Annotated in this window: 23 protein-coding genes and 2 tRNA genes; 17 read left to right on the plus strand and 8 right to left on the minus strand. The window is 67.2% G+C overall.

The window, feature by feature from the left end; translation table 11 throughout:
- Positions 1-18: 18 nt before the first annotated feature.
- Positions 19-93, plus strand: a tRNA-Cys gene (locus ACIA8C_RS27590).
- On the opposite strand, the gene ACIA8C_RS27595 is transcribed toward ACIA8C_RS27590, so the two are convergent.
- The 5 genes from ACIA8C_RS27595 to ACIA8C_RS27615 form a co-directional block, all read right to left on the minus strand.
- Positions 62-1165, minus strand: coding sequence for an ABC transporter ATP-binding protein (locus ACIA8C_RS27595; RefSeq protein ID WP_397139556.1), 1104 nt, complete (start codon positions 1163-1165; stop codon positions 62-64). The two genes, ACIA8C_RS27590 and ACIA8C_RS27595, sit on opposite strands and share 32 nt — an antisense overlap.
- Complete coding sequence (locus ACIA8C_RS27600; protein ID WP_397139644.1) at positions 1162-2721, minus strand: ABC transporter permease; 1560 nt, start codon at positions 2719-2721, stop codon at positions 1162-1164. The genes ACIA8C_RS27595 and ACIA8C_RS27600 overlap by 4 nt, the downstream gene beginning before the upstream one ends.
- The gene (locus ACIA8C_RS27605) at positions 2718-3737 is read right to left on the minus strand and encodes an iron ABC transporter substrate-binding protein (RefSeq protein WP_397139558.1); all 1020 of its coding nucleotides are present in this window, start codon (positions 3735-3737) and stop codon (positions 2718-2720) included. Before ACIA8C_RS27605 ends, ACIA8C_RS27600 begins: the two co-directional genes overlap by 4 nt.
- Before the next feature lie 121 nt (positions 3738-3858).
- Positions 3859-5286 carry a metallophosphoesterase gene (locus ACIA8C_RS27610; protein WP_397139560.1) on the minus strand — a complete coding sequence of 476 codons (1428 nt, stop codon included), beginning with the start codon at positions 5284-5286 and terminating at the stop codon, positions 3859-3861.
- A 16-nt stretch (positions 5287-5302) separates the two neighbouring features.
- Positions 5303-5884, minus strand: coding sequence for a hypothetical protein (locus tag ACIA8C_RS27615; RefSeq protein ID WP_397139562.1), 582 nt, complete (start codon positions 5882-5884; stop codon positions 5303-5305).
- Positions 5885-6089: 205 nt separating this feature from the next.
- On the opposite strand from ACIA8C_RS27615, the gene ACIA8C_RS27620 reads away from it, so the two are divergent.
- Positions 6090-6443 (plus strand): hypothetical protein, encoded by a 354-nt coding sequence (locus ACIA8C_RS27620; protein ID WP_397139564.1) that lies wholly within the window; start codon positions 6090-6092, stop codon positions 6441-6443.
- 62 nt (positions 6444-6505) lie between these two features.
- Here ACIA8C_RS27620 and ACIA8C_RS27625 read toward each other — a convergent pair.
- The 3 genes from ACIA8C_RS27625 to ACIA8C_RS27635 form a co-directional block, all read right to left on the minus strand.
- Positions 6506-6578: transfer RNA gene (locus ACIA8C_RS27625), tRNA-Arg, on the minus strand.
- A gap of 105 nt (positions 6579-6683) precedes the next feature.
- Positions 6684-7394 (minus strand): DUF305 domain-containing protein, encoded by a 711-nt coding sequence (locus ACIA8C_RS27630; RefSeq protein WP_397139566.1) that lies wholly within the window; start codon positions 7392-7394, stop codon positions 6684-6686.
- Complete coding sequence (locus ACIA8C_RS27635; RefSeq protein WP_397139568.1) at positions 7394-8314, minus strand: DUF3105 domain-containing protein; 921 nt, start codon at positions 8312-8314, stop codon at positions 7394-7396. The genes ACIA8C_RS27630 and ACIA8C_RS27635 overlap by 1 nt, the downstream gene beginning before the upstream one ends.
- A gap of 115 nt (positions 8315-8429) precedes the next feature.
- On the opposite strand from ACIA8C_RS27635, the gene argS reads away from it, so the two are divergent.
- The 15 genes from argS to ACIA8C_RS27710 all read left to right on the plus strand — a co-directional run bounded on the left by argS (position 8430) and on the right by ACIA8C_RS27710 (position 25026).
- Positions 8430-10088: an arginine--tRNA ligase gene (gene argS, locus ACIA8C_RS27640; RefSeq protein WP_397139570.1), complete on the plus strand. Its 1659-nt coding sequence runs from the start codon at positions 8430-8432 to the stop codon at positions 10086-10088.
- A 43-nt stretch (positions 10089-10131) separates the two neighbouring features.
- Positions 10132-11553 carry a diaminopimelate decarboxylase gene (gene lysA, locus ACIA8C_RS27645; RefSeq protein WP_397139572.1) on the plus strand — a complete coding sequence of 474 codons (1422 nt, stop codon included), beginning with the start codon at positions 10132-10134 and terminating at the stop codon, positions 11551-11553.
- A complete protein-coding gene (locus tag ACIA8C_RS27650; protein WP_397139574.1) occupies positions 11550-12899 on the plus strand; it encodes a homoserine dehydrogenase in 1350 nt (449 codons plus the stop codon). Before lysA ends, ACIA8C_RS27650 begins: the two co-directional genes overlap by 4 nt.
- A 62-nt stretch (positions 12900-12961) precedes the next feature.
- Complete coding sequence (thrC, locus tag ACIA8C_RS27655) at positions 12962-14023, plus strand: threonine synthase (protein ID WP_397139647.1); 1062 nt, start codon at positions 12962-12964, stop codon at positions 14021-14023.
- A 49-nt stretch (positions 14024-14072) separates the two neighbouring features.
- A complete protein-coding gene (thrB, locus tag ACIA8C_RS27660) occupies positions 14073-15044 on the plus strand; it encodes a homoserine kinase (RefSeq protein ID WP_397139576.1) in 972 nt (323 codons plus the stop codon).
- Between the two features lie 360 nt (positions 15045-15404).
- Positions 15405-17543 carry a transcription termination factor Rho gene (rho, locus tag ACIA8C_RS27665; RefSeq protein ID WP_397139578.1) on the plus strand — a complete coding sequence of 713 codons (2139 nt, stop codon included), beginning with the start codon at positions 15405-15407 and terminating at the stop codon, positions 17541-17543.
- 754 nt (positions 17544-18297) lie between these two features.
- Positions 18298-18543, plus strand: coding sequence for a 50S ribosomal protein L31 (gene rpmE / locus ACIA8C_RS27670; RefSeq protein WP_396995954.1), 246 nt, complete (start codon positions 18298-18300; stop codon positions 18541-18543).
- A gap of 95 nt (positions 18544-18638) precedes the next feature.
- On the plus strand, positions 18639-19709 hold the full coding sequence (gene prfA, locus ACIA8C_RS27675; protein WP_396995955.1) for a peptide chain release factor 1: 1071 nt from the start codon (positions 18639-18641) through the stop codon (positions 19707-19709).
- Positions 19706-20584: a peptide chain release factor N(5)-glutamine methyltransferase gene (prmC, locus tag ACIA8C_RS27680; RefSeq protein ID WP_397139580.1), complete on the plus strand. Its 879-nt coding sequence runs from the start codon at positions 19706-19708 to the stop codon at positions 20582-20584. Before prfA ends, prmC begins: the two co-directional genes overlap by 4 nt.
- Positions 20585-20731: 147 nt before the next feature.
- Positions 20732-21397, plus strand: coding sequence for an L-threonylcarbamoyladenylate synthase (locus ACIA8C_RS27685; protein ID WP_397139582.1), 666 nt, complete (start codon positions 20732-20734; stop codon positions 21395-21397).
- 16 nt (positions 21398-21413) lie between these two features.
- Positions 21414-22571, plus strand: a complete 1158-nt coding sequence (locus ACIA8C_RS27690; RefSeq protein WP_396995959.1) for a glycosyltransferase family 4 protein — start codon at positions 21414-21416, stop codon at positions 22569-22571.
- Between the two features lie 11 nt (positions 22572-22582).
- On the plus strand, positions 22583-23041 hold the full coding sequence (locus ACIA8C_RS27695) for a hypothetical protein (RefSeq protein ID WP_397139584.1): 459 nt from the start codon (positions 22583-22585) through the stop codon (positions 23039-23041).
- 249 nt (positions 23042-23290) lie between these two features.
- Complete coding sequence (gene atpB / locus ACIA8C_RS27700; RefSeq protein WP_397139586.1) at positions 23291-24139, plus strand: F0F1 ATP synthase subunit A; 849 nt, start codon at positions 23291-23293, stop codon at positions 24137-24139.
- Between the two features lie 69 nt (positions 24140-24208).
- Positions 24209-24457 (plus strand): ATP synthase F0 subunit C, encoded by a 249-nt coding sequence (locus tag ACIA8C_RS27705; protein ID WP_396995963.1) that lies wholly within the window; start codon positions 24209-24211, stop codon positions 24455-24457.
- Positions 24458-24462: 5 nt separating this feature from the next.
- Positions 24463-25026, plus strand: coding sequence for a F0F1 ATP synthase subunit B (locus ACIA8C_RS27710; protein ID WP_397139588.1), 564 nt, complete (start codon positions 24463-24465; stop codon positions 25024-25026).

Here is a 25026-nt window from a genome sequence, read left to right on the forward strand (position 1 = left end):
GGCACTATCAATCACGAGGCGGGCGTGGCTGAGTGGTTGAGGCAACGGTCTGCAAAGCCGTTTACGCGGGTTCAATTCCCGCCGCTCGCTCCAACAGGGTTCGAGGGTCGCCTCCGGTGCGGGCGCTCGGTTTGGCATACGCCATGGCCGGACCGAGCACCTCGAGCCGTACGCGCCGGCCCGTGCTCGGCGCCGCGACGCTGGCCCGGCGCACCCGTATCGCGTCGGGCCGGCCATCCAGTGCAATGGTGAGAAGCACGTCGGCGCCGCGGAATTCGACATCGCGGATTACCCCGCTGTTCGGTTCCTCCTCGGAAACCTCATGGGCGACAAGCTGTTCCGGGCGGAGCATCAAGGCGACCGAGCCGGTCGGCGCGGACCGCTGCACCGGGATCCGGCCGAGCGCGCACGTCGCCACGGCGCCGTCCACCGTCGCGTCCAGCAGCACACAGTCGCCGAGGAAGCGCGCGGTGAACAAGTCCTTCGGTGCGGCATAAACCTTTTCGGGCACACCGACCTGGGTGAACCGGCCGTCGCGCATCACCGCGACCTGCTCGGCGAAGGACAACGCCTCTTCCTGATCGTGAGTGACCAGAATGCTGGTCACGCCCGCGGCGCGCAGGGTGTCGGCGACGGCCTGCCTGGTGGTGGCGCGCAGACCGGCGTCGAGCGCGCTGAACGGCTCGTCCAGCAGCATCACGTCGGGCTTGCGGGCCAAAGCGCGGGCCAAGGCGACTCGCTGCTGCTGGCCGCCGGAGAGTTGATGCGGGCGGCGTTCGGCGTAGGAAGGGCCAAGCGAGACCATGTCGAGCAGGCCGATGACGCGGTTCTTGCCATCGCGTCGTCCGCCGCGCAGCCCGTAGGAGATGTTCTGCCCGACGGTCAGATGCGGGAACAGCGCGCCGTCCTGGGCGACGTAACCGATGTTGCGCCGCTGCGGTGGCACCGAGAAACGATCGCGGACAACGGTTTCCGCGCCGATCATGACCGAGCCGGTATCCGGCGCCTCGAATCCGGCGATCACCCGGAGCAGCGTGGTCTTGCCGCAGCCGGAGGCGCCGACCACCGCGGTCGATGTCCGGTCCGGCACCTCGAGGGTGATCCCGCCGAGCACCGTGTGACGGCCGAACGTCTTCGAAACATCGTCGACTACCAGCTGACTCATCGTCCGGCCGCCTTCCTGGACTGGGTGAACAGCAGATATGTCACGGGCACCGCCGCGACGATCATGATCAGGGCGTACGGCGCCGCGGCCGCGTAGTCCAATTCGCCGGAGAGCGACCAGAATCGCATGGCCAGCGTGCGAGTTCCGATGGGCGCCAACAGCAAGGTGGCGGTCAGCTCGGTCGCGACCGCGACGAAGACCAGCGCACCGGCCGCCGCCGCGGCAGGAGCGGTGAGCCGCAAGGTTATTCGGACGAAGGTGACCGGGCCGGACTTGCCGAGCGACCGGGACGCCTCTTCCAGCCCGATCGGCACCTGCGCGAGCCCCGCCCGCACGCTGACCAGCGCGCGCGGCATGAACATCAGCACATAGGCGGCGACCACCATGGCCACCGTCTGATAGAGCGGCGGGGCAAAGCGGATGGTCACCGTCACCATGGCCAGCGCGATGACGATGCCGGGCAGCGAACTGGTGATGTAGTTGGCGCCCTCCACCATTCGAGCGAATACCGAGGTGGACCGCACCGCGATCCAGGCCACCGGGAAGGCGCACAGCGTGGTGAGCAACGCGGCCATCGCGGCGAGCGCGACGGTCTGCCCGAGCGCCTGGCCGATCTCGGTGAAGTCCCACACCTGCGCGCCGCCGATGCGCAGCCAGCGCCCGATGGTCCACAGCGGAACGCCGAGCGCGCCGACCGCCACCAGGGTGAGCGCGGCGAGCACCGGAATCGCGGTGGCCCCCAGCCGGATCCGCGTCGGCTCCCGTGCCGCGCCGCTGCCGATCCTGGCGTAGCGAGCGTTGCCGCGCACCGCGGCCTCACCCGACAGCAGCACCAGGCAGCAGACCACGAGCACGCCCGCCAGCATGCTGCCCGCCGGGCCCGCGAAACTGGACTGATACTGCTCGAAGATCGCGGTGGTGAAGGTGTCGAAGCGGACCATCACGAAGGCGCCGTACTCCGCGAGCAGGTGCAGGGCGATGAGCAGCCCACCACCCAGAATGGCCAACCGCAACTGCGGCAACACGATTCGCACGAACACCGCCACCGGGCCCGATCCGAGTGCCCGCGCGGATTCCTCCACCGCGGGGTCGAGGCGGCGCAGCGTGGCGGCGGCGGGCAGATAAACCAGCGGGAAGTACGACACCGTCGCGATGATCACCCCGGCGGACAGGCCGTGCATGGCCGGGAAGACGCTCACCCAGGCATAGCTGTTGACGAACGCTGGCACGGCCAGTGGCGCCACGAATAGCGGCCCCCACCAAGCCTTTCCGGGTACATCGGTGCGTTCGACCACCCAGGCGAGCCCGACCCCGAGCAGCACGCAGATCGGCACGGTGCACACCACCAGGCCGACCGTATTGCGCAGCAGCTGACCGACTCTCGGCCGGAACACCAGTTCGCCGGCCTGGCTCAGCCCGGTGGCGAAGATCTCGGACGCGATGTAGCCGAGCGGCACGAACGTCGCCGCCACCAGCAGCAGGGCGATAGCCGTGACGAGCGGCCCCGGTCGCCCCACCCGGGACGAGGCGAGAGCGGTCCGCAGGGCCACGGTCAGAGCAGACCTGCCTCGGTCATCAGCGCGGTGACCTTCTTGGCGTCGAGCTTGGACGGGTCAACGGCCGGTGCCTGCAGGTCGGCCAGCGGCGGCAGCGCCGGGTTGGCGGCTATATCGCTGGCGACCGGGTATTCCAGCGAATCGCCGTCGCGCAGCACCTGCTGGCCCGCCTTGCCGGTGATGAACGCCAGGAACTTCTGCGCCGATTCCTGCTTCTTGCTCGACTTCAGCACGCCGCCACCGGAAACGCTGACGAAGGCGCCGGGATCCTGCTGCTTGAAGTAGTGCAGTGCGGTGTGGCTGCTGCTCTCCTTGGTCTTGGCCTGATCGCGGTACCAGTAGTAGTGGTAGATCACGCCGCCGTCGGGGCTGCCCGCATCGACCGCCTTCATGGTGACCACGTTGTTCTGGAAGGCGGTCGCGTTGTCCTTCATCCCCTTCAGCCAGGCGCGGGTGGTGTCCTCGCCCTTGAGCGCGAGCAAGGCGGCCACGATGGCCTGGAAGTCGGCGCCGGACACGCCCGCACCCCAGCGGCCCTTCCACTGCGGCTGCGCGAGATCGAGCAGCGAGGCGGGCAGTTGGTCGGCGGCCAGCTTGTCCTTGTTGTAGACGAAAACCGTTGAGCGCGCGGCCACTCCGGTCCACTTGCCGGTGGACGGGCGGAACTGCGCGGGCACCCGGTCCAGCGTCGGCTTGTCCAGGTCGGCGAAAAGGCCCGCGTTTTCGACAAGCGCCATCGCGGGGGAATTCTCGGTGAGGAAGACGTCGGCGGGCGAGGCAGCGCCCTCGGCGACGAGTTGATTGCCGAGATCGGTGTCGCCGCCCTGCCGGAGCGTGACCTTGATGCCGGTCTCCTTGGTGAACGCGCTCGCCCATTCTTTGGTGAGCGATTCGTGCTGCGCGTTGTAGACCGTGATTTCTTTCGCGTCGTCGGACGAATTCGAGCATGCCTGAAGGCTGAGCGCCGCGACGGTGACGGCCAGTACTCCGGAGATCGTTTTCCATCCGACGGGCATCAGTTCGGTCCTTTCGCGGCGATTTCCTCAGGTGGATGAGGCTTACCTAAGTGAACATACCGGGTCCGACCTGCGCGGATGTGATCGGCACTGCCTTGGTGTTGCCGGAACTCCGGACCGGTCAGCCGAGCCCCGAGAAATCGCGCAGCACAACGTGATTGCGATCCGCCGTGGTGCCGAGGGTGTAATCCGGGAGCAGGCCGAAGTATTCGGCTCTGCTGGTCGCGCTCCAGCGGCGGGCGGCCTCGGTGCGGGTTTTGTAGAAGTTGAGCAGGTAGCCGCCCTCGTAAAGACGAAGCAGGCTGTAGCCGCCCGGGTATTCCTTCACCGCGGCGACTTCCAGGAATTCGACGGCGCACGCGGTGTCGGGGCGGGTGCGCCGATTACGGTGGGTATGGCCGCTGTGCTGGAGGAAGACACCGGGGGAGCGTTCGTACAGGGATTGCAGTTCGGCGCTGTCGCGGCCGTTGAGGACGAAGCCGGGTCCCGCGAGATTGGTCAGGCCCGATTCGACGGTGACCGGGTGATGGCCGAAGACCAGGGTCGGGCGGTCGGGGTCGGCGCGCAGTCGCTCGGCGAGCAGGTCGAATTGGGGGCGGTCGATGGTGCCACCGGAACCGTCGAGCTCGCTGGTGTCCAGGCCGAACAGTCGCAGGCCGCCGAATTCGTTCTCGATCAACTGCTGGCGCGGCAGGAACGCCTCGGCCCAGCAGTCGTGGTGGTCGGCGGGGGCGGGCGGACAGCCGGCGTAGTCCGGGCCGGTATGTGGGCGATCGTGGTTGCCGCGTACGACGAAATAGTCGCTGCCCAACGTCCCCCAGGTGTCGAGTCGCGCGCGTACGTCGCGCGAATCTGCCAGGGACGCTTCGCTGGTCAGGTCGCCCGCGATGAGTAGTCGCTCGGCAGCCCGGTCGGGGCGGCGCAGATCGTCGAGCATGGCGGCCAGCATCACCTCGGGATACGGTGGCACGTCTTGCCGGACGCCGGGTGGCAGGCCGTCGACGATCAGGCCGCTGACTTCTTCGCCGTAGTGCACGTCGTTGGCGAGGGCGAGGGTGTGCAGTAGCCGGCCCGGCGGCGGCACCAAAGTGGTGAATTCGCCGGTGCATTCGGGCGTTCCGGGGCTGAGCGTGGTCAGCGAGAGCGCGGGGATCGCGCGCACGCCGTTGGACCAAGCCTCGAAACGGTAGGTGCGGCCGGGTTCCAGGTCGTTGAATTCGGCGTAGTGGAACGGGGTCGGTTGGGGATCGGCGTGCACCGGAACGGGCGCGCGGACCGAATCCGCCGGGGCCAGGCGCAGTTCCGTGTCGGCATCCACCGGCACCAGCCGTGCGGCCGGATCGGGTGCCACCGTTGTCCAGGTCACGATCACCGACCGGTCGGTGATCGTGACCACCTCGAGATCGGTTGCGATTGCGATCAGCGGATTCGGTTGTGCCCGAGCCGAACCCGCCCGCGCCAACGGCAGCAGCGCCGCGTAACCGAGGGCGCCGAGCACGGTCCGCCGAGACGGCCCGCAGCACGACTGACCGATGGCTCGCCGGTTCATGCGCGTGGGGGTGGCGTCAATTCTTGCCCGAGCCCCCGGAGCAGACCTTCCACTTCCCGTCTTCCTTCTTCAGGTGTTCGGTGGTGCTCGTGTCGGTGTCGGGTGCCTGACCCGGTACCTCGAGGGTGAGTTTTCCGACGATGTGCGCGGTCGCGGTTTCGCCGGTGATCACGATGTTTTCGATCTTATCGATGGTCACCGCGACCGTCGCCGACTCGAATTCCTGTTTCTGTTCCTCGGGCAGCGCGTCGAACTCGGCCCGATCCGCCTCGCACGCCTTGGCCGCGGCCGCCCGGAATCCCTTGGCCTGCAGCGTGTCGTAGAAGTCGTGCACCGCCACCTCGATCCGCTTGCTGTCGGAGGCGAGCGGTCCCTTCCCCTGCGCGGTCAACACCGCCCCGAGCACCACAACGCCGCCGAGCGCGAGCAGCACCACGGCCACCAGTCCGATGATGAGGGCGATCTTGCTCTTGCGCGACGGCTGACGGGCGGGCGGCGGTGACGCATAGCCGCCTTGCGGGTAGCCCGTCGGCGGCGGATATTCGGTGGGATACTGCGGTCCTTGCTGCGGCGGCTGCCCGCCCGGCGGAAAAGTCATCGTCTCGTCCTCCGTCAGCCCCCCTCGGCTCACCCGAAGATTACGGCAACCGGGATGCCGAGCGAGCGAAAAGCCGACGCGGTCCGTGGAAACGGCACGGGTGTACGGCGACGTTGCGTCGGCGGGCGCCTATATTGGCTTGGTGTGGGATTATCGCCCATCTTCATTCGTGCAGAAGGAGATTCGGATGCGCAGGCTGTTCGTTATGTCCGTGCTAGGTGTCGGGCTGCTGGCGGTCGCGCAGAGCGCGGGAACCGCGGGGGCCGATCCGATGCCCGCCGGGCAGGGCGCACTGCGGGTGCAGGCCGCGACAACCGGCGCCGAATCGGCGGCCGTCGCGGGCGTACTGGTCGGGATCACCACGTGCGCGGCAGGGCCGATGCTCGCCACGCTGACCACCGGTCCGGACGGCAGCGCCACCACGAACCTGGCTCCGGGTTGCTACCTGGCTCAGTTCACGTCGGCGTCCGGCTGCGAGCCGAAGAGCACGACCTCCGTCAAGGTGGACGTCATCCCAGCCGCCACCCAGACCGCGACTTTCCAAGTCAGCTGCGCCTGACCTCGAGACCCGAACACAAAGGGCCCCCGACCGCGAATGCGGATCGGGGGCCCTTTGCACTGTGCCCTCGGCAGGAATCGAACCTGCGGCCTTCTGCTCCGGAGGCAGACGCTCTATCCCCTGAGCTACGAGGGCGGGATAGGACTCGGTCGGGGCGGGTATCGCCGCCGATCGGGCGGGGAAAGCGTATCGCATCGGCCGCCGGGAGCCAAAAAGGGTTGTCGGGGGCGGCGGTTCGGGTCAGTTCGGGGGCAGGGGTGTAGCGCCGCGTGTGGTGAGCATGGTGGTGATGAGTTCGGCTTCGCCGCGCTGGGTTTTGTCCATGGTGTCGGCGAGGGTGCGCACGGCCGTGGTTTCGGCGTGCGTGGCCGCGTACTCGATCATCGGGAGGCCGCCCTGGTGGTGGCGCAGCATGAGTTGCAGGAAGAGGGTGTCGAGCTGCGGGCCGGCGGCTTGGCGCAGCGCGGCGAGATCGGCGGGCGTGGCCATGCCCGGCATGGTCTGCATGGGCCCGGACATGGTCTGGGTCGCGCCGGTATGGCCGTGGCCGCCGGGCTGGTCATTCATCCAACCCATATAACCGTCGATGCTCTGCGCGGGTTTGCCCCACAGCTGCAGCCAGCCCTGCATCCGGCCGACCTGGTTCTGCTGGGTGGTCATGATGTCGTAGGCGAGGCGACGCACGTCGGTGTCGGTGGAACGGACCAGCACCACGCCTGCCATCTCGACGGCCTGCGCGTGATGGGCCGACATGTCCTGGGTGAAGCCGACGTCCACCGCGCCGGGATCCGGCTCGGACGAGTTGTTCAGCGGCAGCCGGATCAGCGTGCCGATGGCGACACCGATCAGGATGGCGCCGAGCACGCCGAGGATCAGCAGCGCGGTGCTTTGCCTGCGCACCTGGGCGCCGAGGCGGGATTCGGTGGAATCCGGCTCTATCTCGGTGGTCACTACCGGCTCGGCTGCGGCTGGCCCGGCGCGGGCTGGGCCGGGTTCGGTACGGGTCGCGGCGCTTGCTGGTTCGGCGCGGGCGCGCCGGGCAGGCCAGGAACTCCGGGCACGCCGGGCAGCCCACCGGGCATCCCGCCGACCTCACCCTGATCCTGCTGCAGGCCCTTGCCGTCCATCGGCACCGCGCCGGGTCCGGGCGGTGTCGGGTCGAACGGCGGCGGATTGTCGGTGTCGAAGGCGATCGTCGAGCAGTCCGCGCCGACCTCGGGGTAGGCGTAGTTGTTCAGGCGCAGCGCCGTGATGAATTGGCCGACGCGCGCGTCGGAGGCGCTGTCCAGCTTCAGCTGATGTCCCCACGATTGCAGCGAAACCGCATGGTCCAGGCCGGGATACGGCGACATCAACGAGTACGGCTTGCCCTGCACCTTGCTCTTCAGCGAGTCGATGCCGGCCGCGTCCACCTTGTCCGGGTTGTAGGCGATCCACACCGCGCCGTGCTCGAGCGAGTGCACCGCGTTCTCCATCCGGATCGGCTTGTCGTACACCACGCCGGTGCAGGTGGCCCAGGAAGCGTCGTGCGGTCCGCCGAACGCGGGGCTCTGGTCGTAGGCCACCCGCTGGGTCGGGCCGATATGCAGCCCGGCCGGGTATTCCTTCTTGACCACGCCGGGGATCGCATCGGAGGGGTCCTTGCGTTCCGCGCTGGGCGTGAACTTCTCCAGGTCCGCCTTTTCCTGGTACTTGGGTACCAGGCTGTAGGCGAGTGCGCCGATCAATGCGATGATGACTACGGCCGCGCCGATGGCCAACCAGGGAATCTGACGATTCTTCTGCGGCAGTTGCCCGCGCCCGCCCCCTTTGCGGGACCCGGACAATTTGGCGGCGGCCTTGACCGATTTGGCGCTGGGACTACTCGGCATCGCTCGTTGTGCTCTCTCGATGTGATGGATCCGCAGGGTGGGCGTGACTTGCGGACGGTTCCGGCGCAGTGCCCACTCGAGGTGTACACCCGCCAAGACCATAGGATAGAGACTCGTGACTCCAGCTGACCTTGCAGATCTCCTTCGCACCACTGCGGCGAAGGTGCTTGTCGAACGCGGACTGGACCCCGCGGTCCTGCCCGACGAGGTCACTGTCGAGCGCCCCCGCAACCCCGAACACGGTGACTATGCCACGAATGTGGCGATGAAGGTCGCGAAAAAGGCAGGCGCGAATCCGCGCGATCTGGCGACCTGGCTCGCCGACGCACTGAGCGCGGCCGACGAGGTGGCCTCCGCCGAGGTGGCCGGGCCCGGCTTCCTGAACATCCGGCTCGCCGCGTCCGCGCAGGGCGCGATCCTGGAGCAGGTGCTCGCCGCCGGCGCCGGGTACGGCAGCTCGGAGGCGCTGAAGGGCACCCGGATCAACCTGGAGTTCGTCTCGGCCAACCCAACCGGGCCGGTGCATCTCGGCGGCACCCGATGGGCCGCGGCAGGCGACGCGCTCGGCCGGATCCTGGCCACGCAGGGCGCCGACGTGGTGCGCGAGTACTACTTCAACGATCACGGCGCGCAGATCGAGCGGTTCGCCAGGTCGCTGGTCGCGGCGGCCACCGGCGCGCCGACCCCGGACGACGGTTACGCGGGTGCCTACATCGGCGAGATCGCGAGCACGATCGTGGCCGCGCATCCGCAGGCGCCCGCGCTGCCCGAGGACGAGCGGCAGGAGCTGTTCCGCGCCGAGGGCGTCGAGCTGATGTTCGCGCAGATCCGGCAGTCGCTGCACGAGTTCGGCACGGACTTCGACGTGTTCTTCAACGAGAGCTCGCTGTTCGAATCCGGTGCGGTAGAGCGGGCCGTCGCGAAGCTGAAGGGTTCCGGCGACCTTTACGAAAAAGACGGCGCCTGGTGGATCGCGAGTTCCGAATACGGGGACGATCAGGATCGCGTTGTCATCAAAAGCGACGGCAAGCCCGCTTATGTCGCCGGCGATATCGCCTACTTCCAGAACAAGCGGGATCGCGGATTCGATCTGTGCATTTATATGCTCGGCGCCGACCATCACGGCTATATCGGTCGGTTGAAGGCGATCGCCTCGGTTTCCGGCGATGATCCGGCCACCGTCGAGGTGCTGATCGGGCAGATGGTGAATCTGCTCAAAGACGGTGTCGCCGTGAAAATGAGCAAACGTGCTGGCACCGTGGTCACCCTCGAGGATTTGGTCGACGCGATCGGCGTCGACGCTGGACGCTATGTGCTGGTTCGGTCCTCGGTGAATTCGAGCATCGACATCGACCTCGATCTGTGGACCAGCCAGAGCAGCGAAAACCCGGTCTACTACGTGCAATACGCGCACGCGCGGACCGCGTCGATCGCGCGCAATGCCGCCGAGCTCGAATACGACAAGGTGACACCGGATCTCGCGCTGCTGACCTCCGACGAGGAGGGCGAGCTGATTCGCACCCTCGGCGAGTACCCCAGGGTGGTGAGCAGTGCCGCCGCCCTGCGCGAGCCGCACCGGGTCGCCCGCTACCTGGAGGAACTGGCCGGTACCTACCACCGCTTCCAGACCAACAAGAACCTGCGCGTGCTGCCCCTCGGGGACGAGCCCGTCAGCCCGACCAATGCCGCGCGCTTGGTGATGGTCAACGCGACCCGTCAGGTCCTCGCGAACGGCCTCGCCCTGCTCGGCGTCAGCGCACCGGAGCGCATGTGAACGGGCACAAGGACTTTCAGACGAGCGCCAGGGAGGAATTGTCATGAGTGCGCATCCCGCGGGGCCTCGGCATGCCGAGATTCCGCACGCACCTAATCTGCCGGAGCGTCCCCGTGACCCGCAGCAGATGATCGATCTGCCCGCGAATGTCTGGCCGCGCAACGCCGCCCGCGACGCCGACGGCGTGGTCCGGTTGGCCGGTGTGCCGGTGCACGAGCTGGCCGCCGAATTCGGCACTCCGCTGTTCGTGATCGATGAGGACGATTTCCGTTCCCGCTGCCGCGACATGGTCCGCGCGTTCGGCCCGGACGCGCGAGTTCACTACGCGTCCAAGGCTTTTCTGTGCGGCGAGATCGCGCGCTGGATCCGCGACGAGGGCCTGTCGCTGGACGTGTGCTCCGGCGGCGAGCTTGCGGTGGCCTTGCACGCGGACTTCCCGGCTGAGCGAATCGCGTTGCACGGCAACAACAAATCGGCGCCCGAGCTGGAAGCGGCCGTCGCCGCCGGTGTCGGCCACGTGGTAGTCGATTCGCTGATCGAGATCGAGCGACTAGAGGCCATCGCGGGCCGCGCCGGGGTGGTGCAGGACGTGCTGGTCCGGGTCACGGTCGGCGTGGAAGCCCATACGCACGAATATATTTCGACCGCGCACGAGGATCAGAAGTTCGGCTTCTCGATCGCCGGCGGTGATGCAATGGAGGCGCTCGCGCGGGTTTTCGACGCGGACAACCTGCGCCTGGTCGGCCTGCACAGCCACATCGGCTCGCAGATCTTCGAGATCGACGGCTTCGAGATCGCCGCGCGCCGCATGCTGCGGTTGCTGCACGACGCCATCGAGAAGTTCGGCGTCGACCGCACCGCGCAGATATCCACGCTGGATCTCGGTGGCGGGCTTGGTATTTCGTACTTGCCGAGCGATGACCCGCCGCCGCTGGACGACTTCGCCGCGAAGGTGCGCGACCTGGTCGCCGCCGAGGCGGCCGCCATCGGCCTGCCGCAGCCGAAGATCGCGGTGGAGCCCGGCCGCGCCATCGCCGGGCCCGGCACGGTCACCCTGTACGAGGTCGGCACCATCAAGGACGTCTCGCTCGACGGCGGCCTGCGCAGGCGCTACGTCAGCGTCGACGGCGGCATGAGCGACAATATCCGCCCGGCGCTGTATCAGGCGGACTACGACTGCCGCCTGGTCTCCCGCTCCTCCGAGGCCGCCGCCGTGGTCGCGCGCGTCGTCGGAAAGCATTGCGAGAGTGGCGATATCGTCATCCGCGATACCTGGATGCCCGAGGACGTCGGCCCCGGCGATCTCGTCGCCGTCGCCGCGACCGGTGCGTACTGCTATTCGATGTCCAGCCGATACAACCAGCTGACCCGCCCCGCGGTGGTCGCGGTGCGTGACGGACAACCGCGACTCATCCTGCGCCGAGAAACGGTGGCGGACTTGCTCAGCTTGGAGGTTGAATCATGACGAATGCCAACCAGACCTGGGGGAGAGATCAACCGATCGGCGTCGCCGTCCTGGGCATGGGCAATGTGGGCACGGAGGTCGTGCGGATACTGCGCGAACATTCCGAAGACATGCGGTCCCGGGTCGGTGCGCCGCTGGTGCTGCGCGGCGTCGCGGTCCGCAATCTCGACAACGATCGCGGCCTGCCACCGCACCTGCTGACCACCGACGCCGACGCCCTGGTCGCCCGCGACGACGTGGACCTGGTGGTCGAGGTGATCGGCGGCATCGACCCGCCGCGCCGGCTGATCCTGGCCGCGTTGAACGCCGGCAAATCCGTGGTGACCGCGAACAAGGCGCTGCTGGCCGACTACACCGGCGAACTCGCGGCAGCCGCCGAACGCAGCCGCGCCGATCTCTACTTCGAGGCCGCGGTGGCCGGCGCCATCCCGGTGGTCCGGCCGCTCATCCAGTCGCTGGCCGGTGACCGGGTCAACCGGGTGGTCGGCATCGTCAACGGCACCACCAACTTCATCCTCTCCGCGATGGACGAGACCGGCGCCGACTACGAGGTCACGCTGAAGGAGGCCACCCGCCTCGGCTACGCGGAGGCCGATCCGACCGCCGACGTGGAGGGCTACGACGCCGCAGCCAAGGCCGCGATCCTCGCCTCGCTCGCGTTCCACACCCGGGTCACCGCGGCCGACGTGTACCGCGAGGGCATCTCCAAGATCAGCTCCGAGGATCTGGAGACCGCCTCCGCGCTGAACTGCACGGTCAAGCTGCTCGCCATCTGCGAGCGGGTGCCCGCCGGACCGGGCGAGCCGAGCGTGGCCGAAGGCGGCAAGGATCGCGTTTCGGTGCGCGTTTACCCGGCCCTGGTGCCGCGCAAGCATCCGCTGGCCGCGGTGAGCGGCGCGTTCAACGCGGTGGTCGTCGAGGCGGAGAACGCCGGGCGGCTGATGTTCTACGGACAGGGTGCGGGCGGCGCGCCGACCGCCTCCGCGGTGCTCGGCGATCTGGTGATGGCCGCGCGCAACAAGTTCTACGGTGGCCGCGCTCCCGGCGAATCGGTTTATGCTGAGCTACCGATCGCGCCGATCGGCGATACGCCCACCCGCTATCACGTGAACCTGCAGGTGGCAGACCGTCCCGGGGTACTTGCCGCAGTGGCGGGCGAATTCGCCAAGCACGGGGTAAGCATTTCGACCGTCCGCCAAGAGGGGCACGGCACGGGTGCTCGCTTGGTCGTGGTTACCCACCACGCCGTGGAATCTGCGCTCGCGGACACCGTCGCCGCCCTCGGCGAGATGGAATCCGTCACATCAATCACCAGTGTTCTGCGATTGGAAGGCACCGAAGAATGAGTACGTCCAGTGGTCGGCAGACGGCGGGGTGGGTCAGCGCCGGCGTGGCGCCGCAAGCCGGAGTGCACTCCCGCTGGCCCGGTCTGATCGCGGCCTACCGCGATCGGATCGCGGGCGCGGCCGAGTGGGACCCGGTCACTCTGTACGAGGGTGGAACGCCGCTGGTGCCCGCGCCGCACCTGTCCGAATTGACCGGGTGTGACGTTTATCTCAAGGTCGAGGGGCTGAACCCGACCGGTTCGTTCAAGGACCGCGGGATGACGGTCGCGATCACCGACGCCAAGTACCAGGGTCAGCAGGCGGTGCTCTGCGCGTCCACCGGCAACACCTCGGCATCGGCCGCGGCCTACGCGACCCGCGCTGGCATGACCTGTGCCGTGCTGATCCCGCAGGGCAAGATCGCGATGGGCAAGCTGGCCCAGGCGGTGATGCTCGGCGCCAAGATCATTCAGGTGGACGGCAACTTCGACGACTGTCTGGAACTCGCCCGCAAGGTCACCTCGGACTTTCCCAGCATCGGCCTGGTCAACTCGGTGAACCCGGCCCGCATCGAGGGGCAGAAGACCGCCTCGTTCGAGATCTGCGACGTGCTCGGCAAGGCCCCCGACGTGCACGCGCTGCCGGTGGGCAACGCGGGCAACATCACCGCGTACTGGCGTGGCTACCGCGAGTACTACGCCGACGGCATCACCACCCAGCTGCCGCGCATGCTCGGCGTGCAGGCCGCGGGCGCCGCGCCGCTGGTCAACGGTGCCCCGGTGAGCAACCCGGAGACCATCGCGACGGCCATCCGGATCGGCGCGCCCGCGTCCTGGAACGGCGCGATGGCGGCCAAGGAGGAGTCCGGTGGCGCGTTCCGCGCGGCCACCGACGACGAGATCCTTGCGGCCTATCGCCTGGTCGCGGCACGCGAGGGCGTGTTCGTCGAGCCAGCGTCGGCGGCCAGCGTCGCGGGCCTGCTCGCCGCGCACCAGGAGGGCTGGCTGGATTCGGGCCTGACCGTCGTGTGCACCGTCACCGGCAACGGGCTCAAGGATCCCGACACCGCGCTGCTGGGAATGCCGCAGGTGCAGGCGATTCCGGTCGACCCGGTCGCGGTCGCCGCCGAACTAGAGCTGGCCTGAGTTGACCTCGCGCGAAGGCCAGTTATCGGTGCGCTCGCGGAACGCGAGCGTGAATCGCACTTTGCCCGCAGGCCTTTCGGTAATCGCGCGGGTGCCCGCGTCCACCGCGAACCTCGGTCCCGGGTTCGATTCGCTCGGTATGGCATTGGGGATCTACGACGAGATCGAGGTGCGCACTACCGATTCCGGGCTCACCATCCGGGTCGAGGGTGAGGGCGCCGACGATGTCCCCTGGGGCCCTTCACATCTCGTGGTGCGCGCGATCGAGCGCGGACTCGAATCGGCGGGCGTCTGGGCTGACGGCCTCGATGTGGTGTGCCGCAACGTGATTCCGCACTCGCGCGGGCTCGGCTCCTCGGCCTCGGCGGTGGTCGGCGGGCTGGCCGCGGGCTGTGCCATCGCGGCGAAGTTCGATCCGGCGCTGGCCGTGTCCACCGACCAATTGGTGCAGCTCGCAGCGGAATTCGAGGGTCATCCGGACAACGCGGCGGCCAGCGTGCTCGGCGGCATCGTGGTGTCCTGGACCGAGACCGACCGGGCCGCCGACATCGGCCAGGACGGCGTTCCGGTGGCCGAGCATCACGGCCGGGTCTACCGGGCCGTGCGGCTTGACCCGCATCCGTCGCTGCGGGCCTTTGTGCTCATTCCGGAAGAACGCTCGGCTACCGCGCACACCAGGGGTTTGCTGCCCGAGGTGGTGCCGCACGGCGACGCCGCGTTCAACGTCAGCCGGGCCGCGCTCGCGGTGGTGGCGCTGACCCAGCGTCCCGACCTGCTGATGCCCGCGACGGCCGACCGGCTGCACCAGGCCCAGCGTGCGCCCGCGCTACCGCTGACAACCACCTGGATCTCCCGGCTGCGCGCGGCGGGCATCGCGGCCGCCGTTTCGGGGGCAGGCCCCACCGTTTTGGCCTTGAGCACCGGCGAATTCCCTGCCGAACTCCGTGAACTCGCGGTCATGGACGGGTTGCGGGTGGTCGAACCGGGACTGGCCGACGGAGTCCTGACCGACTGTGTTTGAGCTGCGGCGCTCCCTCGGCACCCCTCGGTTACCCTCCGCTACCGCCACCTTGTCCGACCACTCGCGCCGCGACGGCGCGTCTGGCTTGCCGAGATTCGCAATGGGCAGCTATCCTGAGCGAGTCCGTACATCGTGCGCATCAGACGCCGGTGCTTCATCAGGGCAATCGCTCCAGCAGGCTCCAGGCTCGAGCCTCCAGGCCATGGGGGTGCTGCGTAGCTGCGCAACTGGAATGATCACTCCCCACCTCACACCACCGGTGGCGAAGCGGACGGACGCATCCGAGTCCGGCAGAATGCCCGGACTGCGGGACGAACCCTCGAAACAGCACACGGCAATCGGGGGAAGGAAAGGATTTCCGTGACAGATACGGACCTGCTCGCAACACCCGGGGTGGAATCCAACCCAACATCTCCGGGGGACCGCGAAAGTGACTCCGGACAGATTTCGAAGATGAGCGAACAAACCGACGTCGCACGATCGGGGCTGACTGGAATGTTGTTGCCGCAGTTGCGCGCGCTCGCGGGGGAGCTCGGTATCCGAGGCACCTCCGGAATGCGCAAAGGCGATTTGATCGCCGCTATCAAGGAAAATCAGTCCGGGAAACCGGCCAAGGGTGAAAAGCCCGAAGGGGGACAGGCCAAGTCCGCGGTTTCCGCCAAGGCCGATACACCCGGTAATTCGGAAGCACCGGCTACTCAGCCGGCGCCCGCTCGGGCCGAACAGGGCACCCTCGACGTGGATACCGCCCCCGCGAAGCAGGCTCCCGTTGTCGAGGCTGCCGCCCCGGCGAAGGAATCCGCACCCGTGAACTCGGCACCGGCCGAGACCACACCGTCCAACACGGCCGAATCCGCCGAGGATGCCGGCCGCGATGGCGGTCAGCGTGGTCGTGGTCGGCAGCGGCGCGGCCGTGACCAGGCGCGATCCGGCGGCGGCGAGACCGCTACGGCCGATGCGCGTGGTGACGAGCCGAAGCAGGACACCGAGCAGGGCGAGCGTCGCCAGCGCAATCAGTCGGGCGAGCGTAATCAGTCCGGTGACCGCGCGCAGTCGGGTGAGCGCAATCAGGGCGAGCGCAATCAGTCCGGTGACCGCGCGCAGTCGGGTGAGCGGAATCAGTCCGGTGAGCGCGGCCAGTCCGGCGAGCGCAACAACCAGAACGGCAACGGCGGCGGAAACGCCAACGGCGGCCGGAACAACGACCGCAACAATGCCCGCAACAACAATGACGACGACGAAGAAGGCGGTCGCGGGCGGCGGGGACGTCGATTCCGCGAGCGGCGTCGTGGTCGTGACCGCGAGCCGGGCACCGGCGGCGGCGAGGCGCGCGAGCTGGAGATCCGCGAAGACGACGTGTTGCAGCCGGTCGCGGGCATCCTCGACGTGCTCGACAACTACGCGTTCGTCCGGACCTCGGGCTACCTGGCCGGACCGAACGACGTCTATGTCTCGATGAACCTGGTCCGCAAGAACGGCCTGCGCCGCGGTGACGCGATCACCGGTGCGGTGCGTGCCCCGCGCGACGGCGAGCAGAGCAACCAGCGGCAGAAGTTCGACCCGCTGGTCCGGCTGGACACGGTCAACGGTGGTGAGGTCGATGCGGCCAAGCGGCGCCCCGAGTTCAGCAAGCTCACCCCGCTGTACCCGAATCAGCGACTGCGCCTGGAGACTCAGCCGAACAAGCTGACCACCCGCGTCATCGACCTGATCATGCCGATCGGTAAGGGCCAGCGCGCCCTGATCGTCTCGCCGCCGAAGGCCGGTAAGACGACGATCATGCAGGACATCGCGAACGCCATCGCCATCAACAATCCCGAGGTCTACCTCATGGTTGTGCTGGTCGACGAGCGTCCGGAAGAGGTCACCGACATGCAGCGTTCGGTGAAGGGTGAGGTCATCGCCTCCACCTTCGACCGCCCGCCGTCAGACCACACCTCGGTCGCCGAGCTCGCCATCGAGCGGGCCAAGCGGCTGGTGGAAATGGGCAAAGACGTTGTGGTGCTGCTCGACTCGATCACTCGACTGGGTCGTGCGTACAACAACTCCTCGCCCGCTTCCGGTCGAATCCTGTCCGGTGGTGTCGATTCCACCGCGCTGTACCCGCCCAAGCGGTTCCTCGGCGCGGCGCGCAACATCGAAAACGGTGGCTCGCTCACCATCATCGCGACCGCGATGGTGGAGACCGGCTCCACCGGTGACACGGTGATCTTCGAGGAATTCAAGGGCACCGGTAACGCCGAGCTCAAGCTGGACCGCAAGATCGCGGAACGGCGCGTGTTCCCCGCGGTGGACGTCAACCCGTCCGGCACTCGTAAGGACGAGCTACTGCTCAACCCCGACGAGGCCGCGGTGCTGCACAAGCTGCGCCGCGTACTGTCCGGCCTGGACTCGCACCAGGCGATCGATCTGCTGATCGACCGTCTGAAGAAGTCCAAGAACAACCTCGAGTTCCTGATGCAGGTCAGCAAGACCGCACCGGGCGCGCTCGACGAGTAGGCAGTCCCGCCTCTCCGCGTATTCAGGCCAGACTTGGGTGCCGCGAGAGTGTCGTTGGCGGCTGACGGCGGGTGCCTGCCCGAGTTTTGGGCGTACCCGGCGAGTTACCCATGTGCTCGCGAAATCAGTTGATGCGATGGCAGATGCCGAGAGGGCTCCGTTCAGGCGGGGCCCTTTCGGCGTCTGTGGGCAGAAGAACATGAGACCGATGACAGCCGCGCCGCTGATCATGAAGCCGAGAATGATCGCCGCGCTCGCCACTGCACTCCCCTCCGGAGCGGTGGTCGAGGACTGGACATAGACGGCGGTTCCCGGAGCTGCCGAGGTGGCGGTGTCCGGCAGTGCCCACCAGCCGACCGCGACAGCGAGGATCAACAGACCGAAGATCGCCGACGCGACTCGGATGTTCACAAGTTCTCCCTTCGCTGGTCACGGCACGCCGTTGTGCAAGGTCTCAAACTCTATGAACGAAGCTGTTCGTATACCTGAGTAGCCAACTACCCGTCTTCAGGGTTCCTGAGACACCGGCGAAGCGCGTGCCCGAACTTCCTGGGGCGGCGACGTTGGGGGGAGTACCTAGGGCGGGAACAAACCACTAGCCGGGGGTGTTTTGGGAGCGTAGGGACTGTTCTGGCATACTGAACGGTCGTTGCGTCTGCTCCGTTTCGAGCAGACCTCCCGCCTAAGTCGGCTCCGGTTCACGTTCCCGCGATTCCCGCGCGAGCGACCCGGCGGCCAATATCGAGAGGACACCATGAAGGCAGGAATTCACCCCACGTATGTCGAGACCACGGTCGTCTGTGGTTGCGGCAATACGTTCCAGACTCGCAGCACCAAGGAGTCGGGACACATCAACGTCGAGGTTTGCTCGCAGTGCCACCCGTTCTACACGGGCAAGCAGAAGATCCTCGACACCGGTGGCCGCGTGGCCCGCTTCGAGGCTCGCTACGGCAAGCGCGCGGGCAAGAAGGCCGACGCGGACGACGCCGCAGCCAACTAGCTTCCTCGCCGACGCCCGGTCCTGCTCCGCAGGCCGGGCGTCGGTGTTTTGTATTGGGTCCTTTTCGACAGGGAAATACAGAAAGAGGAAGCGCCGTGACGCAACCGTCCGCGATCGACGACATTCTGGCCGAACACGCAGGCCTGGAAACGCAGCTGTCCGATCCGGCGCTGCACAATGATCCGGGCGCGGCCCGCCGGGTCGGCAAGCGATTCGCCGAGCTCGCGCCGGTCATGGCCACCTACACCAAGCTGAAGTCCGCCCGCGACGATCTGGCCGCCGCGCAGGAACTCGGCGCCGACGACGCCGCCTTCGCCGCCGAGATCCCGGACCTGGAGCGCCAGGTCGCCGAGCTGGAGCAGACCCTCGCGGATCTGCTCGCCCCGCGCGACCCGCACGACGGTGACGACGTGGTGCTCGAGGTGAAATCCGGTGAGGGCGGCGAGGAATCGGCGCTGTTCGCCGCCGATCTGGCGCGCATGTATGTCCGCTATGCCGAACGGCACGGCTGGAAGGTCGAGATCCTTGACGTCACCGTGTCCGATCTGGGCGGCTACAAGGACGCGACGCTGTCGATCAAGAGCCGCGACGCCGCGCGCGACGGCGTGTGGTCGCGATTCAAGTTCGAGGGCGGCGTGCACCGGGTGCAGCGCGTCCCGGTGACCGAATCGCAGGGCCGCATCCACACCTCCGCCGCCGGTGTCCTGATCTACCCGGAACCCGACGAGGTGGAGGCGGTGCAGATCGACGAGACCGACCTGCGCATCGACGTCTACCGTTCCTCCGGCAAGGGCGGTCAGGGCGTCAACACCACCGACTCCGCCGTTCGCATCACCCACCTGCCCTCCGGCATCGTGGTGACCTGCCAGAACGAGCGTTCGCAGCTGCAGAACAAGGCCCGCGCCATGCAGGTGCTCGCCGCCCGGTTGCAGGCGCTCGCCGAGGAACAGGCCGACCAGGAAGCCGCGGCGGGCCGGGCCAGCCAGATCCGCACGGTGGACCGCTCCGAGCGCATCCGCACCTACAACTTCCCGGAGAACCGGATCGCCGACCACCGCATCGGTTTCAAGGCACACAACCTGGACGCCGTACTCGATGGCGAGCTGGATCCGCTGCTCGACGCACTCGGCAAGGCCGACCGCGAGGCTCGGATGGCAGCGGAGTGAGCCGGGTAGCGCTGCGCCCTGCCATCAACGACGCCATCGAGACGCTTCGTTCGGCGGGGGTACACAGCCCGCGGGCCGACGCGGAGCAGTTGGCCGCGCATGTGCTCGGGGTCGAGCGCAGCAGGCTGGCGCTGACCCCGCTCGTCGCGCCGGAGACGGTGACCGAGTACCGCGCGCTGGTTGATCGGCGGGCACAGCGAATTCCGTTGCAGCACTTGACCGGAACCGTGGCGATGGGGGAGATCGACCTGGCGGTCGGGCCCGGAGTCTTCATTCCGCGGCCGGAGACCGAGCTGCTGTTCGCCTGGGCGCTGGCTCAGCTCGAGACGCTGCCGCACGATCACGCACCGGTCGTCGTCGACCTGTGCACCGGGTCCGGTGCGCTGGCGCTGGCCATCGCGCACGCGCGCCCCGACGCCGAGGTGCACGCGGTGGAAATCGATCCGGCGGCGCTGCGGTGGGCCCGCCGCAATGCGGACCAGTGCATCGCCGACGGCGACACCCCGATCACCCTGCACGCCGACGACGTCACCGACCCGAATCTGCTGACCGAACTCGACGGCCGGGTCGACCTCGTGGTGTCCAACCCGCCCTACATTCCCGACGGCGCGCGGCTGGAACCCGAAGTCGCCGACCATGATCCACACCTGGCACTGTTCAGCGGTGCCGACGGCCTCGACGTCATCCGCGCGATGATCCCCACCATCACCCGGCTGCTGCGCACCGGCGGCGCCACCGCGATCGAACACGACGACTCCAACGGGTCGGACCTCGCCGCCCTGCTCGGCAAACACGGTGACTTCACCGAAATCGTCGAACACCCCGACCTCGCGGGCAAGCCGCGGTTCGTCGCCGCGACGCGCGGTCAGTACTGATCTCCACCCGGTGTAGGCGTCGAGTGCACCGTTATGTCAAGGTAGCAACTGATTTCCGACCACTGCCTCACCGCCGGCCGCTGCTATGCCGGGTGAAGCACCTAGGCCTGGCCAAGAGGCCCGGAGAGGCGGATTAGCATGGTGCCCGTGAGTACCGTCTACGACTGCGCGGATCCCGATACGCGCGCCGCCGGACTGACCGCAGCCACCAGTGCCCTGAAATCCGGGCGACTCGTCGTGCTGCCTACCGACACGCTCTATGGCCTGGCCGCGGACGCTTTCGACGCCACCGCGGTGAGCTCGCTGCTCGCCGCCAAGCGTCGTGGCCGCGATATGCCGGTGCCGGTGCTGGTCGGTTCCTGGCACACCATCGACGGCCTGGTCTTCTCGGTGCGCCCGCAGGCCCGCGAGCTGATCCGGGCGTTCTGGCCCGGCGGCCTGAGTCTCGTTGTGCAGCAGGCCCCTTCGCTCGCCTGGGATCTTGGCGACACGCGCGGCACCGTGATGCTCCGGATGCCGCTGCACCCGGTCACCCTGGAACTGCTCCGCGAGGTCGGCCCGCTGGCCGTGTCCAGCGCCAACGTCTCCGGCCAGCCGCCGGCCAAGACCGCCGCCGAGGCCCGCGATCAACTGGGCGACCTGGTCAACGTCTACCTGGATGGCGGCCCGGCCGATCATGCCGTGGCCTCCACCATCGTCGACCTCACCTCCGACCAGCCGCGCATCCTGCGCGAGGGCGCGGTACCCATCGGCGACATCGCCGACGTGCTCGGCATGTCACCGGAGGCGCTGACCGGCGCCGCCACCCGATGATCGGTGGGTGCCGCGGATGACCGGTTCGGGTGCCGTCGTCCCGCTACGGGAACTATTGCTCGTCCTGCTCATCTCCGCGGTCGTGACCTTCCTCGCCACCGGCGGAATCCGGGTGCTCGCCATCGGATTCGGCGCCGTGGCGGTGCCGCGCGAGCGTGACGTACACGTCAAGCCGATTCCGCGGATGGGCGGTGTCGGCATCTACGTCGGGGTGGTCGCGGCGATGCTGTTCGCGTACCGGCTGCCCGCGCTGCGCCGCGGCTTCGACTACACCCCGAACATTCCGCTCGCGGTGCTGGTGGCGAGCACGATCATCGTCGCGGTCGGCATCGTCGATGACCGGTGGGGCCTGGACGCGCTGACCAAGTTCGCCGGACAGGTGACCGCGGCGGGCGTGATGGCCGTGATGGGTTTGAGCTGGTACAGCATCTACAACCCGTTCAACAACACCACGGTCTTTCTGGACGCGCTGCAAGGCGGTCTCGTCACGGTGGCGGTCACGGTGACCCTGGTCAACGCGATGAACTTCGTCGATGGGCTCGATGGGCTCGCGGCCGGACTCGGATTGATCGCGGCGGTCGCGGTTTTCGTGTTCGCGATCGGCTTGATGAACGAGCAGGGCGGCTCGGTCGACACCTATCCGCCCGCGCTGCTCGCCGCCGCGCTGGCCGGTGCCTGCGTCGGTTTCCTGCCGCACAATTTTCAGCCTGCCCGGATATTCATGGGCGACTCCGGCTCGATGCTGATCGGGCTTGTCCTCGCCGCCGTATCCACCAGCGCGTCGGGGCGCATTCCGTTGCAGGGCTTCGGGACCCGCGACATCGTCGGTCTGCTCTCGCCGCTGCTGCTGGTCGGCGCGGTCATGTTCATTCCGGTGCTCGATCTGGTGCTGGCGATCATCCGGCGGGTCCGTGCTGGGGTTAGCTTCTCCACTCCGGACAAGATGCACCTGCACCATCGATTGCTGCAGATCGGACATTCGCACCGGCGCGTGGTGCTGCTCATCTATTTATGGGTCGGCATCCTCGCGTTCGGTGCGGTCGGCACCGCATTGATGAACCTCACACTGGTTGTGCTGCTGGTCGCGGGTGGGCTGGTCTTCGCGCTGGTGGTGACCGCCATTCCCGGGCTGCGCCGCGGGGAGGCAGCGGGGGACCGGCCACCCTCCGGGTAAGGTTCGCGAATGTGAACTTCACTCCCACTCCGGTCCCCGGTCCCGACGCCCCGCTGAAGGCGGCGTTGCGCTACGGCTTGATCGGTTTGGGCGTGTTGGTTGTGTTGTCCGTCGCAATCGGTGCCGCGGCCGCGGGCACGCCGGGTCTGTGGGGCGCGTTGATCGGCTCGGCGATCGGCGGCGGCTTCATTTTGACCACCGCCGCGGTGGTGTTGTTCGGCGCGAAATTGCCGCCGTCGACGGCGGGCATGGTGATGCTGGCCAGCTGGGTCGGTAAAATGCTGGTTGCCCTTTTGGTCATAGCAATACTGAATCAATTCGACTTTTATGACCGAATGGTCCTTTTCTTGACCGTGATCGGCGCGCTCGTCATCGTGCTCGGCGCGGAGACGTATGGCGTTGTCAGACAGAAGGTTCCGTACGTGACGGTGCCGGATTCGACCCCGGATTCGCCGACTCGGGAAGATTGATCCCCACCCACCTACACGCTGTCGTAGATAACTTGGTAAAGTGTTGGTAAGCAAGCAACCAAGCGAGGGGGGATCGTCAAGATCCCTCCGAGTGCCGCTATGCTTACTGCCGTGCCGGGCTCTGAGGGTTCCGGTTCTGCATGTCGACGATGTCGCCGACACACGTACAGACGCCAGGTGGAATCAAAACCCGCCGCACAGCTGCTGACGAACTTCGAGCCGACCTGAGTCGACCCAAATTGATCGTCAATGTCCGATCGAACCGTGGGATCAACCGAACCCGCGGCCCGAACACGGGAGAGAACGCTGAGCGTCACCACTTTGGCGGGCGAGTTCCACGCGCCATCGCTGTCCGACTTCTTCCCTCCAGCGCTGCTGTTCGAGGGTACGCCGTTCGAGCTCGATCGTTTGATGCTTATCAGGCTGATCATGTCGGCGGTCCTGATTGTCGTGATGATGCTGGCTTTCCGGAATCCCCGTCTCGTCCCGCGCGGACTGCAGAACATCGCCGAAACCGGCCTGGTGTTCGTCAAGGAGCAGATCTGCGACGAGATCCTCGGTAAGGAAACCGGTCGCAAGTACTTTGCGCTGATCGCGACAATCTTCTTCTCGGTGCTCTTTCTGAACTTCTCCGGCATCATTCCGGGTTTGAACATCTCGTCGAACGCCCGAGTCGGCTTTCCGCTGGTGTTGGCCCTCATCTCCTATGTCGCGTTCAACTACATCGGTATCAAGAAGTACGGGTTCTTCAAGTACCTGCGCAGCAGCATCGTGGTGCCGAATGTGCCGCCCGCGCTGCATGTGCTGCTGATTCCGATCGAGTTCATCTCGACGTTCGTGCTCCGGCCGTTCACGCTGACCGTCCGACTCATGGCCAACATGCTGGCCGGGCACATCATGCTGGTGCTTTTCTTCAGCGCCACCTGGTTCTTCTTGTTCGATGCCGTCTCGTGGATGAAGGTGTTCTCGCCGTTCTCGCTGCTCGCGGGTCTCGGGTTCACGCTCTTCGAGCTCCTGGTCATCTTCTTGCAGGCCTACGTTTTCGCCCTGCTGACCGCGGTCTACATCGGACTCGCGCAGCACGCGGATTCGCACTGACCCACAACTACCGGATACCTGCTACACACGCCGACCGGCGGGTGAGCAACAGAAAGGGAAATGGAACTCATGAGCCTCGCTTACTTGGCCCAGGAAGCCGCTTCGACCTCTGAGAAGATCAAGGGCTACGGCGCCATCGGCTACGGTCTCGCCGCCATCGGCCCCGGCATCGGCGTTGGCATCGTTGTCGGTAAGGCGATCGAGGGCATTGCCCGTCAGCCCGAACTCCAGGGCACGATCCGTACCAACATGTTCCTCGGTATCGCGTTCACCGAGGCCCTCGCCCTGATCGGCCTTGTGGCCGGGTTCATCTTCTGATTGCCATGAACGGGCTTTCTGTGTTCGCCGCGGATGCTGGGGAAGACATCAACCCCCTCATCCCCGAGACATACGACATCGTGTGGTCGGTGGTCTGCATCGCGATCATCGGCGTCGTTTTCTACAAATATGTGATCCCGCGCTTGCTCAAGGTGCTCGACGAGCGCAGCGATAAGATCGAGGGCGGCATCGCTCGGGCCGAGGCCGCGCAAGAAGAGGCCCAGCTCACACTGCAGCAGTACCAGCAGCAGCTGGCCGAAGCGCGGCTGGAGGCATCGCGTATCCGTGAGGACGCGCGCACCCAGGGCCAGCAGATTCTCGCGCAGATGCGCGCGGACGCGCAGGCCGAAAGTGACCGCATCGTTGCCGCGGGCCACAGCCAGCTGGAAGCACAGCGCCAGCAAATCCTTACCGAACTGCGCTCCGAACTCGGCCATACCGCCGTAGATTTGGCCGAAAAGATTATCGGGCAGTCGGTTTCGGACGAAGCTAAGCAGGCGGCGTCGATCGAGCGGTTCCTGACCGAACTCGACGACGAGTCGAAGGCCGGCATCGGGGTCGGAAGGTAG

The organism is Nocardia sp. NPDC051321, assembly GCF_044455225.1.
Lineage (GTDB): Bacteria > Actinomycetota > Actinomycetes > Mycobacteriales > Mycobacteriaceae > Nocardia.

What these genes read in the sequence shown, in the direction of transcription:
- ACIA8C_RS27705 (WP_396995963.1), top strand. Translation starts at nt 24,209, where the DNA reads ATGAGCCTCGCTTACTTGGCCCAGGAAGCCGCTTCGACCTCTGAGAAG.
- atpB (WP_397139586.1), top strand. Translation starts at nt 23,291, where the DNA reads ATGTCCGATCGAACCGTGGGATCAACCGAACCCGCGGCCCGAACACGG.
- ACIA8C_RS27610 (WP_397139560.1), bottom strand. Translation starts at nt 5,286, where the DNA reads ATGAACCGGCGAGCCATCGGTCAGTCGTGCTGCGGGCCGTCTCGGCGG.
- ACIA8C_RS27690 (WP_396995959.1), top strand. Translation starts at nt 21,414, where the DNA reads ATGACCGGTTCGGGTGCCGTCGTCCCGCTACGGGAACTATTGCTCGTC.
- ACIA8C_RS27710 (WP_397139588.1), top strand. Translation starts at nt 24,463, where the DNA reads ATGAACGGGCTTTCTGTGTTCGCCGCGGATGCTGGGGAAGACATCAAC.
- ACIA8C_RS27650 (WP_397139574.1), top strand. Translation starts at nt 11,550, where the DNA reads ATGACGAATGCCAACCAGACCTGGGGGAGAGATCAACCGATCGGCGTC.
- rpmE (WP_396995954.1), top strand. Translation starts at nt 18,298, where the DNA reads ATGAAGGCAGGAATTCACCCCACGTATGTCGAGACCACGGTCGTCTGT.
- ACIA8C_RS27595 (WP_397139556.1), bottom strand. Translation starts at nt 1,165, where the DNA reads ATGAGTCAGCTGGTAGTCGACGATGTTTCGAAGACGTTCGGCCGTCAC.
- lysA (WP_397139572.1), top strand. Translation starts at nt 10,132, where the DNA reads ATGAGTGCGCATCCCGCGGGGCCTCGGCATGCCGAGATTCCGCACGCA.
- ACIA8C_RS27620 (WP_397139564.1), top strand. Translation starts at nt 6,090, where the DNA reads ATGTCCGTGCTAGGTGTCGGGCTGCTGGCGGTCGCGCAGAGCGCGGGA.
- ACIA8C_RS27615 (WP_397139562.1), bottom strand. Translation starts at nt 5,884, where the DNA reads ATGACTTTTCCGCCGGGCGGGCAGCCGCCGCAGCAAGGACCGCAGTAT.
- ACIA8C_RS27635 (WP_397139568.1), bottom strand. Translation starts at nt 8,314, where the DNA reads ATGCCGAGTAGTCCCAGCGCCAAATCGGTCAAGGCCGCCGCCAAATTG.
- ACIA8C_RS27605 (WP_397139558.1), bottom strand. Translation starts at nt 3,737, where the DNA reads ATGCCCGTCGGATGGAAAACGATCTCCGGAGTACTGGCCGTCACCGTC.